General features: G+C 49.6%; 13 protein-coding genes and 1 pseudogene. 5 read left to right on the plus strand and 9 right to left on the minus strand.

Going from position 1 to position 19,168, the window contains the following annotated elements; genetic code table 11:
* Nucleotides 1-37 precede the first annotated feature (37 nt).
* Nucleotides 38-1,717, plus strand: a complete 1,680-nt coding sequence (gene dauA / locus FFS28_RS03520; RefSeq protein WP_137273331.1) for a C4-dicarboxylic acid transporter DauA — start codon at nt 38-40, stop codon at nt 1,715-1,717.
* A gap of 56 nt (nt 1,718-1,773) precedes the next feature.
* On the opposite strand, the gene ychH is transcribed toward dauA, so the two are convergent.
* Nucleotides 1,774-2,049, minus strand: coding sequence for a stress-induced protein YchH (gene ychH / locus FFS28_RS03525; RefSeq protein WP_137848786.1), 276 nt, complete (start codon nt 2,047-2,049; stop codon nt 1,774-1,776).
* Nucleotides 2,050-2,322: 273 nt separating this feature from the next.
* On the opposite strand from ychH, the gene pth reads away from it, so the two are divergent.
* The 3 genes and pseudogenes from pth to FFS28_RS03540 all read left to right on the plus strand — a co-directional run bounded on the left by pth (nt 2,323) and on the right by FFS28_RS03540 (nt 5,527).
* Nucleotides 2,323-2,907 carry an aminoacyl-tRNA hydrolase gene (pth, locus tag FFS28_RS03530; protein ID WP_006175913.1) on the plus strand — a complete coding sequence of 195 codons (585 nt, stop codon included), beginning with the start codon at nt 2,323-2,325 and terminating at the stop codon, nt 2,905-2,907.
* A gap of 126 nt (nt 2,908-3,033) precedes the next feature.
* Nucleotides 3,034-4,128 (plus strand): redox-regulated ATPase YchF, encoded by a 1,095-nt coding sequence (gene ychF / locus FFS28_RS03535; protein WP_006175915.1) that lies wholly within the window; start codon nt 3,034-3,036, stop codon nt 4,126-4,128.
* A 214-nt stretch (nt 4,129-4,342) separates the two neighbouring features.
* Nucleotides 4,343-5,527 (plus strand): annotated as a pseudogene (locus tag FFS28_RS03540) (tyrosine-type recombinase/integrase).
* A gap of 596 nt (nt 5,528-6,123) precedes the next feature.
* Here the strand turns inward: FFS28_RS03540 and FFS28_RS03550 are convergent.
* The 5 genes from FFS28_RS03550 to FFS28_RS03570 form a co-directional block, all read right to left on the minus strand.
* Nucleotides 6,124-7,101 (minus strand): hypothetical protein, encoded by a 978-nt coding sequence (locus FFS28_RS03550; RefSeq protein WP_137848787.1) that lies wholly within the window; start codon nt 7,099-7,101, stop codon nt 6,124-6,126.
* 255 nt (nt 7,102-7,356) lie between these two features.
* Entirely contained in the window at nt 7,357-8,595 is a 1,239-nt protein-coding gene (locus FFS28_RS03555) for a Wadjet anti-phage system protein JetD domain-containing protein (protein ID WP_212743966.1), read from the minus strand.
* Nucleotide 8,596: 1 nt separating this feature from the next.
* Nucleotides 8,597-12,109, minus strand: a complete 3,513-nt coding sequence (locus FFS28_RS03560) for an SbcC/MukB-like Walker B domain-containing protein (protein WP_137848789.1) — start codon at nt 12,107-12,109, stop codon at nt 8,597-8,599.
* Nucleotides 12,093-12,764: a DUF4194 domain-containing protein gene (locus tag FFS28_RS03565; RefSeq protein WP_137848790.1), complete on the minus strand. Its 672-nt coding sequence runs from the start codon at nt 12,762-12,764 to the stop codon at nt 12,093-12,095. Before FFS28_RS03565 ends, FFS28_RS03560 begins: the two co-directional genes overlap by 17 nt.
* Nucleotides 12,754-14,160 (minus strand): Wadjet anti-phage system protein JetA family protein, encoded by a 1,407-nt coding sequence (locus FFS28_RS03570; protein WP_039294301.1) that lies wholly within the window; start codon nt 14,158-14,160, stop codon nt 12,754-12,756. Before FFS28_RS03570 ends, FFS28_RS03565 begins: the two co-directional genes overlap by 11 nt.
* A 186-nt stretch (nt 14,161-14,346) precedes the next feature.
* On the opposite strand from FFS28_RS03570, the gene FFS28_RS03575 reads away from it, so the two are divergent.
* Nucleotides 14,347-15,330 (plus strand): BrxR family helix-turn-helix transcriptional regulator, encoded by a 984-nt coding sequence (locus tag FFS28_RS03575; RefSeq protein WP_482849013.1) that lies wholly within the window; start codon nt 14,347-14,349, stop codon nt 15,328-15,330.
* Nucleotides 15,331-15,462: 132 nt separating this feature from the next.
* Here FFS28_RS03575 and FFS28_RS03580 read toward each other — a convergent pair whose 3' ends face one another.
* From FFS28_RS03580 to FFS28_RS03590, 3 genes are all read right to left on the minus strand, one after another.
* Entirely contained in the window at nt 15,463-16,758 is a 1,296-nt protein-coding gene (locus FFS28_RS03580; RefSeq protein WP_137848792.1) for a phage tail tape measure protein, read from the minus strand.
* A gap of 440 nt (nt 16,759-17,198) precedes the next feature.
* On the minus strand, nt 17,199-18,206 hold the full coding sequence (locus FFS28_RS03585; protein WP_137848793.1) for a FecCD family ABC transporter permease: 1,008 nt from the start codon (nt 18,204-18,206) through the stop codon (nt 17,199-17,201).
* Complete coding sequence (locus FFS28_RS03590) at nt 18,206-19,162, minus strand: ABC transporter substrate-binding protein (RefSeq protein WP_137848794.1); 957 nt, start codon at nt 19,160-19,162, stop codon at nt 18,206-18,208. The genes FFS28_RS03585 and FFS28_RS03590 overlap by 1 nt, the downstream gene beginning before the upstream one ends.
* Nucleotides 19,163-19,168: the final 6 nt, after the last annotated feature.

Raw genomic sequence — 19,168 nt, forward strand, 5'->3', positions numbered from 1 at the left:
ATATGACAGATGATGCGCACACGGATGATAGATAATTGTGAAAAACGTCACTTCCTCACATGTTCTTCCCTTTCGCGCCCTCATCGACGCCTGTTGGAAAGAGAAATACACCTCGTCACGCTTTGTCCGTGACCTGATTGCCGGGATTACCGTCGGCATTATTGCCATCCCGCTAGCAATGGCGCTGGCGATTGGTAGCGGCGTCGCGCCGCAGTACGGGCTGTACACCTCGGCCGTTGCCGGGATAGTGATTGCCCTGACCGGCGGGTCGCGCTTTAGCGTGTCTGGTCCCACCGCCGCCTTTGTGGTGATCCTCTATCCGGTTTCTCAGCAGTTTGGTCTGGCAGGGCTGCTGGTCGCCACCCTGATGTCCGGCGTCTTTCTCATTCTGTTCGGTCTGGCCCGCTTTGGCCGCCTGATTGAATATATTCCCCTTTCCGTGACGCTGGGGTTCACCTCCGGGATTGGTATCACCATCGGGACCATGCAGATCAAGGATTTTCTCGGCCTGCAGATGGCGCATGTCCCGGAACACTATTTGCAGAAAGTGGGCGCGCTGTTTATGGCGCTGCCAACGGCTAATTTGGGCGACGCCGCCATCGGGATTGTGACCCTCGGCACGCTGATCGTCTGGCCGCGTTTGGGGATTCGCCTTCCGGGGCATCTGCCTGCCCTGCTGTTGGGCTGCGCGGTGATGGGCGTCGTGAATCTGCTCGGCGGCCACGTCGCGACCATCGGCTCGCAGTTCCACTATATTCTGGCAGACGGCTCACAGGGTAACGGCATCCCACAACTGTTGCCGCAACTGGTGCTGCCGTGGGACATGCCCGGCTCGAGCTTTACCCTGAGCTGGGATTCTCTGCAAGCGCTGCTGCCTGCCGCGTTCTCGATGGCGATGCTGGGGGCGATTGAATCGCTGTTGTGCGCCGTCGTGCTGGATGGCATGACCGGCACCAAACATAAAGCGAACAGCGAGCTGGTCGGCCAGGGCCTGGGCAATATCATTGCGCCGTTCTTCGGGGGCATTACCGCTACGGCGGCGATTGCCCGTTCTGCCGCGAACGTCCGCGCAGGTGCAACGTCACCGGTTTCAGCGGTCATTCACTCTGTGCTTGTGATCATGGCCCTGCTGATCCTCGCCCCGCTGCTCTCCTGGCTGCCGCTTTCCGCTATGGCCGCCCTGCTGCTGATGGTCGCCTGGAACATGAGTGAGGCGCATAAGGTCGTGAACCTGCTGCGTCGTGCGCCGAAAGACGACATCATCGTCATGCTGATCTGTATGTCGCTGACCGTGCTGTTCGATATGGTGATCGCCATCAGCGTTGGCATTGTGCTGGCCTCGCTGCTGTTTATGCGCCGCATCGCGCAGATGACGCGCCTTTCAGCGGTTAACGTTGAAGTGCCTGACGATGTTCTGGTGCTGCGCGTGATCGGCCCGCTGTTCTTTGCCGCCGCAGAGGGGCTGTTCAGCGAGCTGGAATCGCGCATCGCGGGCAAACGCATTGTGGTGCTGAAGTGGGATGCCGTCCCGGTACTGGATGCTGGCGGTCTTGATGCCTTCCAGCGGTTTGTTGCCCGTCTGCCGGAAGGCTGCGAGCTGCGGATTAGCAACCTTGAGTTTCAGCCGCTGCGCACCATGGCGCGCGCGGGCGTACAGCCTATCCCTGGCCGCCTCGCCTTTTATCCTAACCGTGACGCCGCATTAGCCGATCTGTAATCCATAAAAAAAACGACTCCGAAAGGAGTCGTTCGCATATTCTTAAATCCGTTCTGTTAGCTGTGCTTATGCTGGTCGCGGCGGCATCGTTTATCATAATGGCGCACCCACCAGTATCGGTCGCTCACCTGCTCATGGCCGCTGATGCGAGCACCTGCCAGCCACAACACCGCACCGAGGAAAATGCTCAGCACCGCGCCGTGCGCGAAGTATTGCGGGAGGTCAAGCTGCGGCAATTGGTTTAAAATAGAATAACCCACACCGGCTACCATCACGAACAGTCCCAACCCCATCAGCACGTTACCGAGTAACGAAGCGTTTTTGCGTTTCATGTGTCACCTCCGGAACCTTGGGTTGTAGGGAATAAGTCCCTATTCCTTGTGTGTAAAGTATAGACAACAGGGCTTATATGAGTTGAGTGAATGATCACATTTACGGAACATGCCCAGACAAAAGTTTACAAATAAGCCCCTGAACAGCTTGAAATTCTAATGGTTCAGATCCGCAATTATTCATCTTTTGGCGTTCCTGGCGCAGAACTTTGTCAAGCGCCTCGCCAGACAGTAAACTACGCCCCGGATCCAGAACCCATTAGGAAATGAATCGTGACGATTAAACTGATTGTCGGCCTTGCTAACCCAGGCGCAGAGTATGCGGCCACCCGTCATAACGCGGGTGCCTGGTACGTCGACCTGCTGGCTGAACGATTACGTGCTCCCCTTCGAGAAGAGCCGAAATTCTATGGCTACACCTCGCGCATCAACCTTGCCGGTGCGGACGTGCGTCTGCTGGTGCCTACCACCTTTATGAACCTGAGCGGAAAAGCGGTCGCGGCGATGGCGACGTTTTATCGCATCAATCCGGATGAAATTCTGGTTGCCCACGATGAGCTGGATCTGCCGCCGGGCGTGGCAAAGTTCAAACTCGGCGGCGGTCACGGCGGCCATAATGGTCTGAAAGACATCATCAGCAAGCTGGGCAATAATCCCAATTTCCACCGTTTGCGCGTGGGAATCGGCCATCCGGGCGATAAAAACAAAGTTGTTGGCTTTGTGCTTGGTAAACCCCCGGTTTCTGAGCAAAAATTAATTGACGAGGCGGTAGACGAAGCCGTGCGTTGCACCGAGATCTGGCTGCAGGATGGCTTAACAAAAGCAACGAACCGTCTTCACGCCTTTAAAGCGCAATAATCCGCGCCGTTTGGCATTTTTACCGCGCACCGTGCGGGTTACGTGTATAATAGGCGTAGTTATTTACTTTTCTTCAATCGGTTAACGCTAACGGATTGATTATCAAGATATTAAGGTGATTTAGAAATGGGATTCAAATGCGGTATCGTCGGTCTGCCAAACGTGGGCAAATCCACCCTGTTTAATGCGCTTACCAAAGCGGGTATCGAAGCGGCGAACTTCCCGTTCTGTACCATCGAACCCAACACCGGCGTCGTTCCAATGCCCGACCCGCGTCTCGATCAGCTTGCGGAAATCGTGAAGCCGCAGCGCATTCTGCCTACCACCATGGAATTCGTGGACATCGCGGGCCTGGTAAAAGGGGCGTCCAAAGGCGAAGGTCTGGGTAACCAGTTCCTGACCAACATCCGCGAAACCGAAGCGATCGGCCACGTTGTGCGTTGCTTTGAAAACGACAACATCATCCACGTTAACAATAAAGTGGATCCGGCTGATGACATCGACGTGATCAATACCGAGCTGGCGCTGTCTGACCTCGACACCTGCGAGCGCGCGATTCACCGCGTGCAGAAGAAAGCCAAAGGCGGCGACAAAGACGCGAAGGCCGAGCTGGCCGCGCTGGAAAAATGCCTGCCACAGCTGGAAAATGCTGGCATGCTGCGCGCACTGAAAAACCTGACGGAAGAAGATAAGGCGGCGATCAAATACCTGAGCTTCCTGACCCTGAAGCCAACCATGTATATCGCTAACGTCAACGAAGACGGTTTCGAGAACAACCCATACCTGGACAAAGTGCGCGAAATCGCCGCGGCGGAAGGCTCTGTGGTGGTTGCCGTGTGTGCAGCCGTTGAATCTGATATCGCTGAACTGGACGATGCCGACCGTGACGAGTTCATGGCCGAGCTGGGTCTGGAAGAGCCAGGCCTGAACCGCGTGATCCGCGCGGGCTACGAGCTGCTGAACCTGCAAACCTACTTCACCGCTGGCGTGAAAGAAGTGCGTGCCTGGACCATCCCTGTTGGTGCAACGGCTCCGCAGGCGGCAGGTAAGATCCACACCGACTTCGAGAAAGGTTTTATCCGCGCACAGACTATCGCGTTTGAAGACTTCATCACCTACAAGGGTGAGCAAGGCGCGAAAGAAGCCGGTAAGATGCGTGCGGAAGGTAAAGACTACATCGTGAAAGATGGCGACGTGATGAACTTCCTGTTCAACGTCTAAATTAGTTTTGTTGTCTCATGAGGTTTCGCTGAATCTCATAACAACGGCGAAACCCTATTAAATCCACGCAATTGCGTGGATTTTTCATTTCACAATGTCGCAATTCATCTCGTAACAACGCTGTCAAAAAAGAGTACATGGATGAGTACAACATTCTTCCATCTTCATTTTAAGTCAGTACAATAACGGTATAATAAATAAAAAAGGCCCCGTTATGCTCAACGATACGCAAAGCCGCACTGCCAAGCCGAAAGAAAAACTCTATCGACTTAATGATTTCAACGGTCTCTACCTCGAAGTGTAACCCAGGGGCAAAAAGGCCTGGCGCTATCGGTTTAAACTCAACGGTAAATCCAGCATGTTTGCGCTAGGTGATTACCCGACGGTCAAACTTGCAGAAGCTCGCGAGCAAGCGCGAAAGCAGGTCGCGGATGGAGTTAGTCCAACACAGGCTCGTCAGTTAGATAAGATTCGCAAGATCAACGACGCATCCAACACCTTTGAGCTAATCGCCAAAGAGTGGTTGCAGATGAAAGACTGGGCCGAAATCACCAAAACGCGGCGACTGGATATGCTTGAACATGTGGTCTTTCCCGCAATCGGTAAGCTCCCGGTCAGAGAGATAACCCCACACCACATTCTTAAAATTCTTCAGGAAACTGCTAAACGAGGAGCACCGAATGTTGCCGCTGAAGCCCGTCGCACCATTTCATCAGTTTTTGTGTTGGCAGTCGCGACGCTTAGAGCTGATAGCGATCCTGTCTGGCCAGTGCGTAAGGCGATTCCGGCAAATAAGACACAGCACAAACAGGCATTAAACCCACAGCAAATCGGGAAGCTATTAAGCTGTTTTGATAATAGTCGCGGCTCGTATCAGGTTAACTATTGCATGTGGCTTATGTGGTGGACATTGGCGCGTCCTGCAGAAGCCACCGAAGCAGAATGGACAGAATTCGATCTTGATAACGCCCTGTGGACCATTCCAGCAGCGCGAATGAAAGCTCGCAGAGAACACGTTATTCCCCTGCCCTCTCAAGCTGTCAAAACTCTTAGAACGCTACAAGGATTAACCGGGCATCGACAGCACCTTTTCCCGGGCCGAGATAACCCACGTGGCCCGATGACATCGCACTCTCTGCGCCAGCTACTTAAAAGCCTCGGTTGGAGTAGCATTTATAGCCCCCATGCTACCAGAACTACAGGAAGTACGCGTTTAAACGAAATGGGCTATCGACCTGATGCTATTGAAGCTCAACTTGCACACGCTGATACCAACAATGTTCGTCGCACGTACAACCATGCAACTTATCTTGATGAGCGTAAAGTGATGATGCAGGAATGGGCTGATAAACTTGATGAATGGGTAAGCAGTACTGACAGCAGTGCTGATGTTTCGTAAACGATGATGCATTGGTGTGTTTATACTGATTATTAAAGATAATGCCCCATGAAATTATAAAAACCACACTTTAGCCTATGCTTTAGTAACCATCTGATTTTGTGAATATTGTTTGCTGTACTCATCCAGCGTTATAATCTCTCTGTTTTCCATCCCTCTAATAATGTAAATAGACCCATTTTAGTTCCACGAACCTTTTGAGATTTCCGTGATTTCAGCCACCAGCCGATACTCTTCCAGTGTCAGGGGATTTAGGAATTCGTGGGGGCGGCTTCCAGCAGTTGTTTCGCTTCATCTTGGCTTTGTGCGCAGTCAACTTATCTTGACTGGTATAAATCCATTCAATCACCTGTGAAGTAGACAGGACAAGCTAGCCATTGCCCCCAGAACGGTCGTTGCCATGTTGCATTTGTTTAGTACCTTCAACGTCAATCTTGCTACAGGAGATCACTGCCTCCCCCTTCACCACCCAGTCATAGACGGTCTGGCGGCTTACACCAATGTGATGGGCATAAGCTGCATTAGTTAACAACAGATACATGCTATAAAAATTAGTATACCCAACCACATTATAAGTTTACTTAAGAAGCGTATTTCTACTCTTTATTAATAAATTCATCTGGAAGTGATAAATGGAGATTGTAGCGCACCGGGTTCGCTTTCACTGGATTTTTATTAAAAACTATTTCATATTTTGGGAATGTAGGGAAAGCCAAAGTCACACATGACAAAAATACTTCTTCGAAGAATGTAATCAGAAACAAAAGTATTTCATTTGCTTCTTCATGAACATACTTAAACCCCTGTCCTTTTAACCCCCATTTGGGAGGATTTAATTCGTTTCCATTTTCAAATTTAAAGTTATTAACTATCAATGGTGTATCAGTTGTGGCGGCGTGTTCCTGAGCATTTCTAAGGCTATATATATGCTCACACATCGGCAAGTGCTCGTTTAGAACATTAATTAGCATTGTCGCATCCTGGTGATTGGCCTTTACATCCTGTAACAACCTATCAATTCGCCCATGTTTGCTCTTTAATGGTAAGAAAAAATTCACCATCACAGAAACTTCCTGAATGCATCGCTTAGCTGAAATTAAAAAATCCGTTGCATATCCATCAAGACCTTTTAGCTGAGGGAAGTAAGCATGAGCCTTGCCGTTCATGACATTTTCATTATCAATAAATTTATTGATTTCAATATTTGAATTATCTATTAAAGACTGCAAAGACAGCAAATAATTCAACAGAACATTTTTAATGTCTCTGGCCTTACCAATGATTTGAATGCGGTTACTATCTTCATTGGAGTAAAGTTGCCGTAAAAATTCATCAGTTAGAATTACTGTATTAGCAACCAAGGGGTTAGATGCTCCAAAATCAGAAACTTTAGTGTATATCCAAGGCACATTTTGATGTTCTCTCTCAGGATCAATACTATCTGGAGTCATGAGTTTATATGTAGATTCTTCTGTGTAAACCTCCATAAACTCACCAAAATTTATCATGGAAATTATTTCGCCCTTCTCTCCTTCAGGCAAACCAAACGAACCAGGTTCATCGCGTGAATTCATAACCCCTCCATAAACACAATACTTTTAATTATAGCATCAGCAAAAGCGCCAGTTCATGAGGCTTTTCGCACAATTAGTTACAGGGAGCTCTTTTTCACTCCCTCAATCTCCGCCTGACACACATCATCATTTGCAAATGAGTATTGGAGGTAGGCATATCCTTTTAAGTGCTATTGTAAGCACCCCCCTTTTAGTTCCACGCAATTTTGAGATCCCGACATAATGACATGAAATATCAGCGAATAGGGAGAACTTTCAATATTTCTGAGGGCTAACAGGGGCTATCTGCTCCTGCTCGATCCAAGGTAGATTCTTAATTTGGAGTTTCGCTAGATCTCTATAAAGCGCTAAAATAGCTGGATAGTGCTTTGCTGACTCCAGCGCCTGCATTAATTCGACTATAGGTTTATCAACGAGCTCATCATCAGCCTGAGTCAATGCTTCAGCCTCCACCCCCATCAGATATGGCTGAATATCAATATCAAGTCGCTTCGCCAAAAATGCAAGAATACGATAGCCACCGGCATCTCGATCACCCCAATGGTAAATCGGTATCTCCATACGCAGTTCAGCGATAATGATCTCTATTACATGTACCCAAGAGCGCGGCGGGAAGCCGGCGGTGTAAATAATCACACCCAAATCATCAATTTCGCGCACATACCGCTCGAAACTAGCACGATTTTCAATGAAAAGCACATAGGGTGGCCGTTGTCCCCACACAATGCCTTTGACTTCATCCGGGGAAACACCGATTCCGTAGTGGAGTGCAGATAAATCGATAATCCCCCTGCAATGCAACAACCCATTGGCTTTGAAACGCATTGGTATTGGGTATTTACTAATCCCAAAATACTCCAGCAGCTTAACGCCATCGTCAAGCAAATCCACAACATCATCGTCAATATGCGGCAACATCAACTTTCGAATAAGACCGGAAAAGCTCTTACATTCTAACTTCTTGGAGTTGCCATACAACATGGCACTGAGGGTCCGAATATCGGGAACATTCTCAGAGACAGGCAGTTGAACGATCCACTCAATAACTTTCATTGCATCAAAAAGTCGGTCTGCCTGGTTGCGATTCACACCACAAAACGTCTTGTTGCTCGACCATTCCTTGGCAATCTCCAGCTTCGTATTATCCCACCAAGGTACATTGAACACCGTTGTCTCTAAATGCCGAAATGAAACTTTGATTTCATCAGCCTGTGGTATAACTCCCTGACTATCCATTAATCTGTAGCCATCAACGATCTGGATATACTCAATATGTTTAAACGCTCCCAGCGCGACTTTACGCTGATAGTGGATATTCAAGTATGCAATGGATTCCAACGTCTTATGCAACGCCGTTTTGGTACTATTATTGAGGGCGAAGTACCAACGATAGGCGTGATCTGTGATACGTATCCTGCACTCAAGTTCCACACCTTCTGGTTTATCTATCTTCTTGATCAATTGATTGATGAACTTCTCAACATAAGAGTTCATATCATTCAACCATCTCGGCTTTAGCTTTCAATTCAGCAGCGCGTTCAGCCACAAGCTCTGGATGGTAAACTGGATTACGTTGGTCTATAAGATCCTGACCTGCCTCGAAAATCTGCGTGTGGTCAATCACCACATCTCTGTCCTCACGGCAAATGGTATAAATTTGATCCATCTCTTTACCAATTTTCAGAGTCACTTCTGGCGGGGCAGCAATCAGTAATTGCAACCCGATTTCTTTGAGAAAGGCCACTGCTGCGCTCGCATTGCCACCATCCATGTTATTGAACGCTTCATCAAGGAGTACCAAAGACGCCCCTCGATCTGAATGACCACTAATCTTGTAAACGTTCATAAAACTCGCAGCCAGCGCAATATACGCTGGTGTTTGTTGCTCTCCGCCTGAACCTGTGCTTTGCATATCTGCCACGCTGCGCTCAGTCCCGGTGTCAGGGTTACGCATCTTCATGTCATAGGTGAAGAAACTGCGATAATCACTGATCTCATTAATTAGATCGTCACCACTGAGCAATGCCTCTTTCAACAGGTCTATAGCAGGATGTTCTGATACTGTTTCGAACATTGTCCCAACTAACTCGGTCTCTTCTCTATCTGCAGTCGTAATGTACTCGTAGACGGTGCGCAAGCTCTCTATCTCGCGAACCTTGAAGTGGAAGCTGTAGATGTGGTCGTGAAACGGGACTTTCTTGAGCAAGTTATTGAGTTGATTGAAGGTATATCTCATCTGCTCAAAGCGGCTTTGAAGCTCCCCTACTATGATGCCTCGAAAGTTTTTTTCCATCTGTTCAGCAGCTTCCCGGGCCGCCTGACGATGCACTAAAAGCTGTGCTGCCAGGATACGCTCAACCCATTCCGTACAATCTGCCTCAATAAAGTGGTACGCCTCTGTATTCACGTTATCAGTTTTTGCGGCTTCAAGAAGCGCCTGACGATTCGCTATATCCTCTGCAAAGTCTGTCGTGAATCTAACGACCTTGTAATACAGATCTCCACGTGTATTGAGCGCCTTCTCCCGTTCAACCTGAGCCTCATTCTGGGCTTTGTTTCGAATCAGGGAATAGCATCCTTCTTCGCCCCCAAACTTCTGCTCATAAGTTTGCCAGCATTCATCTGCTTTGGCGGTATTGTGTATAGGAGATTTTTCTGTTTCACTGCGGATTCGTTCTGCCTCGTCCCTATTTTTTGAGAGGCTTTCAATCTCGGTGTTCAAGTTATTTAACGTTGCAATAGCGTTCTTTTGTTCGGCCGTGGCATTGATGATCGCCGTATTACATGCTTCATAATTGTCGTCAGCCTGCGCCTTTGCGGCTTTGAGCTGTTCATCTTTCGATGTCAGCGGTTTCAACTGTTCCTGAGCGGCAGACAATGCTTTTTTATCTTGCATCAGGCGGATACTATTTTCCCGTACGGACGATGAGCCCTCCACAATAGATGTAGATAGCCCAGCCCAGTTGCGGTTAAGCCTGCTCAGCGTTTGTGCTGATCTCTCAACGCCAGAGAGCCGTTGTGCGAGCACATCCCGTTCATGCTCCAGGAGCTTAAGCTGCTCAGCTTTAGCCTGTTTCCCCATCAATAACCCGCGAATATGAGCGGTACCGCCCACCGTTCCACTACCGGTCGCAAGGCCTGATGCCATTAGCGCTTTGCGCTCTCTTCGTAGTTCATCGCGCGTTGCCGCCATCTTAGTTCTATCCAGAATGATGTTCATAAAACCACGAGCGATCGGATCGCTGGTTTCGATCAGCTTTGAAACCATTCTTTCAGTGGGCGCTTTGTTGGCGGCTAAAGCATGATCAGGGTTAATCATGCGTACTCGTTTGAGTTGCGGCTCTCGCTTCTGTGCAACTTCGTACACTTCCAATGCATGGTCAAAATCACGTACACTCACCACCAGTGCTTCGCGATTCGGACCCAAGTACGACTCCACTGCTTCTTGCCAGTCTCTATCAGCGATCTCACAGAGGTCACAGACGGGCATGGATTCTATTCTCTCTTGTTTGAGTAATTCGATGACCTTAGCCGTCGCCGGATTGATGTCCGAAAGTCCCTTTCTCAGCCGTTCAATACGCACCTGCAAGGCCTTACATTCATGCATGGTTTGTGTTAAGTCGTGGCTCACATTTTTATCAGCCACTTCTATACGTTCAGCTATCTCGTCCAGTAATTTTTTTGCGCTTTTAAGTTTATCGGTTACCTTAAGCGTATTCTCATGTTCCGATGCTGAGAGGCTCTCAATGCCTGCCCGATTGAGAATGTCCACGGATGTCGCCCAGTGCCGGGCTAATAGCTCGAAACTCTGGATACCCAGCGTGTCAGGAAATCGTTGACGGATAACTTCACGCACAGCATTTTGCAGTGAAAATATTCGGTTGGTAAGACTGTTTGTGGATTTAGAAACGGCGCTTTTTGCAGCATCAACGGCTCTACTCAGACTTGCAGCATCAGAATTTTGCCACGCGATCAGGGCATCATCACGACATTGTTTCAGCTCCGGCAGTCGTGGCTCTTCTCTGTCAATGGTGCGTTTAGCTGCTGTCTGGCGCTCTTGCGCAGCTATTTGAGCATCTTCTGTGCGGCCAAGTTCTTCATTGAGCCGAACAGTATCGGCCTCTTGCGAAACCCAAAGAGCATGGTGGGCATTGGCGTAATGCCGGGTAAGCTTCTTCGCTTCGGCAATCAGTAACTCGCGCGCATTTTTGTGGCTCTCGGCACGTGCGATTTCCGCCTCAATACGCTGGTGCTCAAGAAGATCTTCGCGCAATTGATAGGTTTCAATGAGGTCGGGAGGAAGAATAAAGTCCCTGATAAATGGATCAATCGGGCTGTCCATTTTCAGTTGTAACGCATTTGATAATGTCTTAACCAATAAATCAGGTTCAATTTTGGCGCTGCGCGTCTGATTAACCGACATCGCCTCAGCCATTTTTTCACGTATCGTCCGCGCACTGTCAAGCAACTCATAGCTCATCGCACCATGACGCTCTTTGGCATCCTGTTTCATGCGGTCAACAAAGTCACGCCATGGTAGAAAGGCGTCATCCCCGGACAGTAAATCAGCTTCAGTAATGTGGCGGCCTTTAATGATATGCCCGCGGGTCTCAATGTTTGGTGACTGACTGTTGGCATAAACAGACAGTCCAAAAGCGTAAGGACATTGATGATTATCGTACCAGTTTAAGAAAATGTAAGTATTGGCATTCTCACGTTGGCAACTCTTTGCATCGTTTTCTTTGAACTCGCCCAGCGCATAACTACGCGCAGAACGCCCAGAGGTTTTGGTTTCAGAGGCAGAGTTGTAGCGGGTTTTACGTTGATCCCCCCCCATCAGAACAAACTGGATCGCATCAAAAATCGTTGTTTTTCCCGCTCCGTTTTCGCCTGATACTAGCGTGGCTGGAGCATTGAGATGGATCGTCTCCAGTTCAAACAGATACCACTGCGCCAACACCACATTATGAAGAATATGTGCTTGTATGGGGTTATTCTGCACTGTCATCGTAGACCTCCAGTGTCTCAAGATCATCAGTTCCTTCGAAAACCGCTTCGCCAGACGCAGATTCAGGTGTGTAACTATCCATAAAGCGGTTAAGCATGCCCACATAGGTTTGATCGACCACACGGGTAATATTAGGGAGAACGGTCAACTCGTGGAGTTTGGTATCGGGGTCTTTAATTCCGAGTTCAATAATTCCCTTCTTCCTTAGGTTCTCCAGGGCATTATTGGTTTCTGTTATGGGGGGCATCTCCCCCCTGACATGTTCGTACTGATTAAGAAGCTCGACCGTTGGCGGTGTTACACACCCAAGCTCCGTACGTCCCATCGACGCTTCAGCGTCATACATTTTCCGTAGAATGAGCAGGAACAGCGTAGAGGTGATATCCAGTTGCTTACCAGAACCACGCGGTAAAATCCCCGCATAACCGAAGTTACGATCGTAGTACCACCCCATATCCAACCCATCAAAAAGCTTGTTAAAATAAGCCAGATTATCCTCACACAACTTGAAGTGCTCTTTTTGGCCGCGTTTTCCCTTCCATACCCATTGCTTCTGCAGTAGGTATGCTGCCGTGTTACGTAAGCTATCGGCATAGTCAGCAGATGTCTTGGCCTCGATATCTTTCAACTCTCTGAGCACAATTTCACTGGTCATGTGTGCGTTTCTCCATAGTGACGATCCGACGAATTATGATGCGACGACCGGCCATCTGTTTAAGGTCCGTCCACTCCCCTTCATCGAACTCAACGCAGTACATGGACTGCAGAGAAAAAAGTGGATGAGTTTTCGATATGCCTTGTGCCAAAAGGCGCAAATGAAGCGCTGCCATCATGTCATCAGCGGTATCGATCCTAAGATCATCCGTGGTCATCTGTACTCGCTCTCCAAGATTCGATTCAATGAAGTTGGCAACACGTGTAGGGTCGCATTTCTGGAAACTGATATGTTCTTGCTTGAGCTGGTTGTATGCCCGTTTTTCCCACAACGGTTTTGGCTGTCTGCGCACCGTCGGAACAGGCAGTATTGACTTTGCCTTGGGTGTGGCCAACCGGCAATCAGCAAGGAGTTCTTCACCTATCAACGGGCTAGGTAATGAGCCTAACAAGGCTTCACTCCCGATGCGCTCAAGCAGCGCCTGAATCTGTTGCCCCATATTACTTGGGGTATGCACGGTATACTTGATCTTCTCATACATCTGCCGGGTTATACGACGAGCATAGTCCTGCGTTTTCTTGAACAGTGGAGCAATTCCGTCAAACGCTTTGCTCAATCGATCTAGATCTGCTTCCACAAGCTGAACCGAAGGATTAGAAATATCATCACGCTTATAGGCTCTAGCGCATGCTTCCAGGCGCTCTGAGCTGAAACGGATATCGCTAACTAGCTTACGAATTTTACTGGCATGAAGGTTGGGGTTTCCTTTCAGGGAGAGTTTCTCAATATTGGGTAGAAAGAGTTCGGCCAAGTATTCTTCAAAGTAAAAAGTGAAATGGCCACTACCTTGGACGGAACCACCGCTAATTGCATGGTGGATTTCGCGGATATTGCCCACGAGAGCTCTGAGTCGATTTAAGAAATCCTCCATGTCATCAGCCGCTTTGCGCACTAACGATCCGTTGGTTGGGTCTTTAACCACTTCAGAAAGGTTCGAGCGTACCGCCAGACACACCACACCTAACGAGGGATGCTCAGCACTCATATTGCCAAGGAAGTTCAACAGCCTACGAGCATCTTGCGCCATCCAGACGACGTATCGATACCCGCTCTCCTGCTCTTCTCGAATCCACCCCGTATCTCGCAACCGGTTATAGACATAATGTTCCAGAGCGGGATTTCCTATCGTTGACTCAACCGACGCTATCTCAAGGCTCAAATTCTTATTGGCGATATAGTCTCGTAGAAAGACCCGTACCTGTTGCGGCGTAGGTTCATCTACCAGTTGTGTCGGATCCAAGAAAGTATCGAGATCGACTAATAACGCAAGCATCGATCGTCCATTCTCGCCCGAGATCGGTTTAAACAGATTGGTATTGAGTGTGTTAAAGCTCACGGAATCGTCCTACGCTCTTTCGTTACTTTTTGAGTTCACCTGAAAGTACAACATAGCTATATGTATATTTTATACACCCCATTATTAAGTAATGGTAGTAGATATTTATACAGTGCCAACTTATACTTTCGGATGTCTGCACATTTTAGATATTAGAAGGGCCACTATATGCAGTACTCACAGTACATGAAACCCGCGATCGCATCAGACACGCAAACAGTCTCCGTAACGGATTTAGCCAGTAAGCGGCTAGAGACTGGGGCATACTCGCATCCTCAGTGGCTGCGTTTGTGTTACATTGAGCGTCAGTTGCTCTGGGAGCGTCGGCTAACAACGACCATGCTGATGGAAACCTTTGGTATCTCACGCCCTCAGGCTCAGAAAGATATAAAGCTTTACCAGCAACTCTCGCCTAAGGCGCTAAAGCCATATCAGTTGGGTATTCCCTACTATCAACCTACTGACGGGTTTGAGCCGGTGTTATTATCCAAGGCAGATTTGCAGTGGCAGGCCATTGAAGAGTTCGCGCCGCCCATAACTGCACACACCACTGAAATGCCCATGCTGTTACGCCATCATAATTTGCGTGTTCTGGCACGATTACTCTCGGCCATTGAGCACCAGCAGTCTATTGAAGCTGTAGTAGCAACAATGAATTCACCTAAAGGACGTAGCCGACGGCTAACACCCACGGCTATCGCGTTCGTTAATAACCGTTACCACGTACGCGCTTTTTGTTGGGATAATATGGCGTATCGCGATTTTCTCATTGGTCGTTTCAAAAACACCCCAAAAGTAGTTAAACCCTCGAAAAACACGCAGAACTGGGGCGATAATGCACCTGCCTTTGAACGTTGTAGAGGTGTCCCACCTAATCCTGATACTGAGTGGGAGCAGATGATCGAACTTGAGCTGAGGCCTAATCCACACCTCAGCCAAGATCAGCAGGCATTAATCGTGATCGATTATGAGTTGGATCAGGATGGAATCACCAAACGGTTCGCACTTCGCAAACCGCTAATCGGTTATTTTCTGATCGACAATCGCATTCCTGCAAGTGAAGCTGAATACAATCTTGCTGTTAATGAAAATCCTAAGGCTTGGCCAGTATTTGCCTTCATAACTGACTCAAATAAACTTGCCCACGAACTCGGATTTGACCCAAGTTGATTTCTAGTAAGAAAAAGTTCTGTAGAATATTCGAAGTATCTCAGAGCTAAGTTGGCCGATCCGGGCCAAATGTCGGCTTTGGGTTATCAGGTTCAATCCACATTAATTTAACACCGTGACGAGGAAATAGACTCATCCTTTGTTTAACCACTCTCCTGGTGTTTTCCACTTCAACAACCGCTCAATTGCCGTATCGTCAGACAGGAACTGACGGGCAAGTTGCAGGCGTTCCATGACCTGTATCTTCTGCTGGTTATCAAGCATTGCTGCATCCATCTCTGCTTCGTAAAAAAACTGCTCCAGCCGTTTGTCTTCTGCCCACTGGGCAATAATGGATTTCAGCTCAGTACGACTGGCATTACGCGCTTCCTCCGCCTGCTCTATCCGCTTCTTTTCCAAGTAAATGGCTTGTTCCCGCTCACGCTGAATGCGCCACTCCTCAGCTTCAATTCTGGCCTGTTCTAGTTGCTTTGAAATTAACGGAACAGCCTGTTGCATTGCCGAAATCATCTTAGGGATCTGACTAATTAATCCACATTGTTTTGTCTGCCGGAACTGAAGTAACCATTTTGCGGAAGTATAAGGTGAGTAAAGCTGCAACAGAAATCGCCCAGTAGGCAAGGTATGTTTCGATACGTGAAGAAAAGGTTCACTATTTCTTCCCCGTATCCATCTCCCCATCTGTTCGTCACGTACATAGCGATTCTTGACTTTTTTCGCTGGAACATACTCCGTCATTTCAGCAAGACTAAACGCAAAGTACATATCCTCAATACAAATAATACTTGGCGTATAAGGCCGCCATAGATTGCCCCAGCGATACCCACCCTCTTTCGAATCTTCCTTAATATCAATATCCGCACGATGTAGCCTTTCTCCCGGTGCATCCAACGTAACCCGGTATCCCTTATTTCCCAGGGCATCAAAGAATCTACTCAGGAACTCTATCGCACTATCAAATCCCGTATCAGAAACGTTGAGATCCAATAATTTCTTTTTCGTAGGCTTGTAATAGCCATCTTCTGTAACCGAGGAGACCGGCAGATACGTTTTGAGATCATTTATTAACCCATAGCCATTCCCTGTAACAGGAGCTTGCTTTCGGGTTACGGAAATTACTGGTTTTGGTAACGCAGTGGTGGAAGGTTGCACTGGTGGGTTGCTATTCTCAAGCGCCTTCACCACCTTATCCTTTTTCAGAGCTGGTAGCTCGGGGATTGCAGGTGCAACCCCTTTCGCCAGCGCTTTCCAGTAACCCGCAAGCGGCCTGGGTATACGCATTTCACTGCATTGTTTCGCCAGTAAATCCGTACTAATGCCATACAGGGCAGCTATACGCTCCGCAGGCTCACGCCAGACCAAGTGATACAGCGCTTCCCGATCTTGGGGGAAAATATGTGCAGCATCCTGTGGATTAATATCTGACATCACATTACCCTTCTTTGGCTAAAAGTATCAGAAATATTTGCCTGATGGTCATTGAAAGGACTCTGGCCGGGCTCTCCATCGATTGACGTATCAATCGCGTTCGAAATGCCCGTTACCAGCAAAAATCTCTCTGTCAAATAAGATATATTCCTGTGAAAGTGCTTACAACTACACTTCCACTTATTGAATACTCGACAATCCCATCAAAACAATTCATTGATAAAGAAAAGTCGTACCACACAATCCGGTGAACAAGAATTGGCTGTAGCTGTGATAACTGGTCTCAGCTGGTAGCATCAGCTAAAGTGAGTACGAATGTGAGTGCAAGATTAGTTAATAAATATAAAAATGTTAAATATCAATAATATAAAAATAAAATTACGGTTCAACGTCTGACGTTACTGCTTCACGAGAAAATCCACGCCACGGCGTGGATTTTTTTATCGCGGCGTATTGCGCGTCAGCAGCACAATAATAAACGCCCCGCCTATCCCGGCGGTGATAATGCCGATCGGCAACTCCTGCGGGGCCAGTACCGTCCGGCTGGCGATATCTCCCCCGCACAACAGCACCGCTCCCCACACCCCGCACAGGGGAAGCAGTAGCAGATGCCTTACGCCCGCCACGTGGCGGCACAGGTGCGGCACCATCAGGCCGACAAAGCCAATCACCCCGGTCAGTGCCACCAGAAAAGAGGTCGCCAGAGCGCAGCAAAGGAAAATCTCGCCCCGCAGGCGGCTGACGTTGATCCCAAGGGAGAGCGCCGTTTGCTCCCCGGCCAGAATGCCGTCCAGTGCGCGCCAGCGCAGCAGGACGAACCCGCCCAGCAGCAGCACGCTCAAGACAGCGAAAGGCAGGTTGCTCCACGACGCCAGCCCCAGCCCGCCCAGCGACCAGAACAGCACCGAGCTGGCCGCACGCTGATCGCCAGAAAAAATGAGATAGCTGGTCAGCGCGCCAAAGAGAAAAGAGATCGCCAGCCCGCAAAGCACCAGATGTTCCGCCCCACGCTGCTTTTTGAAGTGAAACAACAGCATGACGGCAACCGCCGAACAAATGCCCCCGGCGAAAGCCGATGCGGGGAGCGTCAATGCGCCAAGCCGGTCGCCAAAGCGGGTGATCACCAGCACCGCGCCTGCCGACGCGCCGGAGGAAAGCCCGAACAAAAACGGATCGGCCAAATCATTGCGCGTTGTGGTCTGCAGTAGCGCGCCGACCATGGCCAGCCCCGCGCCCGTCAGGGCGGCGAGGAGCGTTCTGGGCAGCCTAAGGTCGACCACAATGCGGGTCACCATCTCCGATACCGGAACATCCGCCAGCCCCAGAGCCCCCAGAATCTGCCCCAGGGTGAGTGAAACGGTGCCGGTTGCCACACTGAGCGCCATCAGCCCGAGCAGCACCAGCATGGCACTCCCCAGCGCCCAGTGGTAGCGGTACGGGATGCGCATTACTTCCCGGCCTGCGGGTAGAGCGTCCGGGCCAGTTTTTCAACCGCCGCGATATTCGCCGGTCCCGGGGTCAGCTCGGCGTACTGAAGTTTAAGGTAGCGCCCCTGTTTTACCGCCGGCGTCAGTTTCATAAGCGGATGGTTTTCCAGCACGCGGCGCAGCGCGTCCGCCCCGCTTCCGGTCTGGTAGTCCAGCAGAATAATAACATCCGGCTCGCTTGCCGCGACGTTTTCCCAGGAGGTGGTGCCCCAGCTGATATCCAGCGCCTCCATCGCGTTTTTGCCGCCCGCCGCCTCGATAATCGCCGTTGGCATCGCGTATCGTCCGCTGGTAAACGGCTTGTCCTCCCCGGAATCATAGACAAAGACCTTCAGGGGCCGCGCGCCCGTTGCCGGTTTGGGCAATGCGCTCAGCCGCTGTTTCCAACCCTCGACCAGCGTTTGCGCTTCATTTCGCTTGCCGAAAATGCGTCCCAACGTCAGGACGTCGCCATAGAGCAGGTCCATAGTGGCCTTCTTTTTGTGGGCTGCGGTAAAGACGCAGCTTTCACTCAGCACAAAAGTCTTCACGCCGTATTTCGCCAGCGTCCCGGGCGTCACTTCCCCGCCCACCTTCATGCCGTAGTTCCAGCCGGCAAAGAAGAAATCAGGCTCGGCGGCCAGCAGAGTTTCCAGCGACGGGTATTTCGGCGCCAGCTCGGGGATCGCCCCCATCGCCTGCCGGAAGTCCGGGGTCATTTTGTACCAGCCGCTGATCCCGGTCAGCCCGACGATGCGATCCTGCAGATGCAGCGCAAAGGCCATTTCCGCCATGTTGAGATCGTTAATGATTGCCCGCCTGGGCGGCGCGGAAAAGGTGACCGGTGTTCCGCAGCTTTCAACGGTAACGGGAAAATCCGCGGCGCTCGCGGCGTAGGCCGACGCCATCAGCGTCAGCGCGATTACAAAGTTTTTCATAGCAGG

This window comes from Enterobacter sp. 2VL (assembly GCF_005503595.1).
GTDB classification, from domain to species: Bacteria; Pseudomonadota; Gammaproteobacteria; order Enterobacterales; family Enterobacteriaceae; genus Enterobacter; species Enterobacter cancerogenus.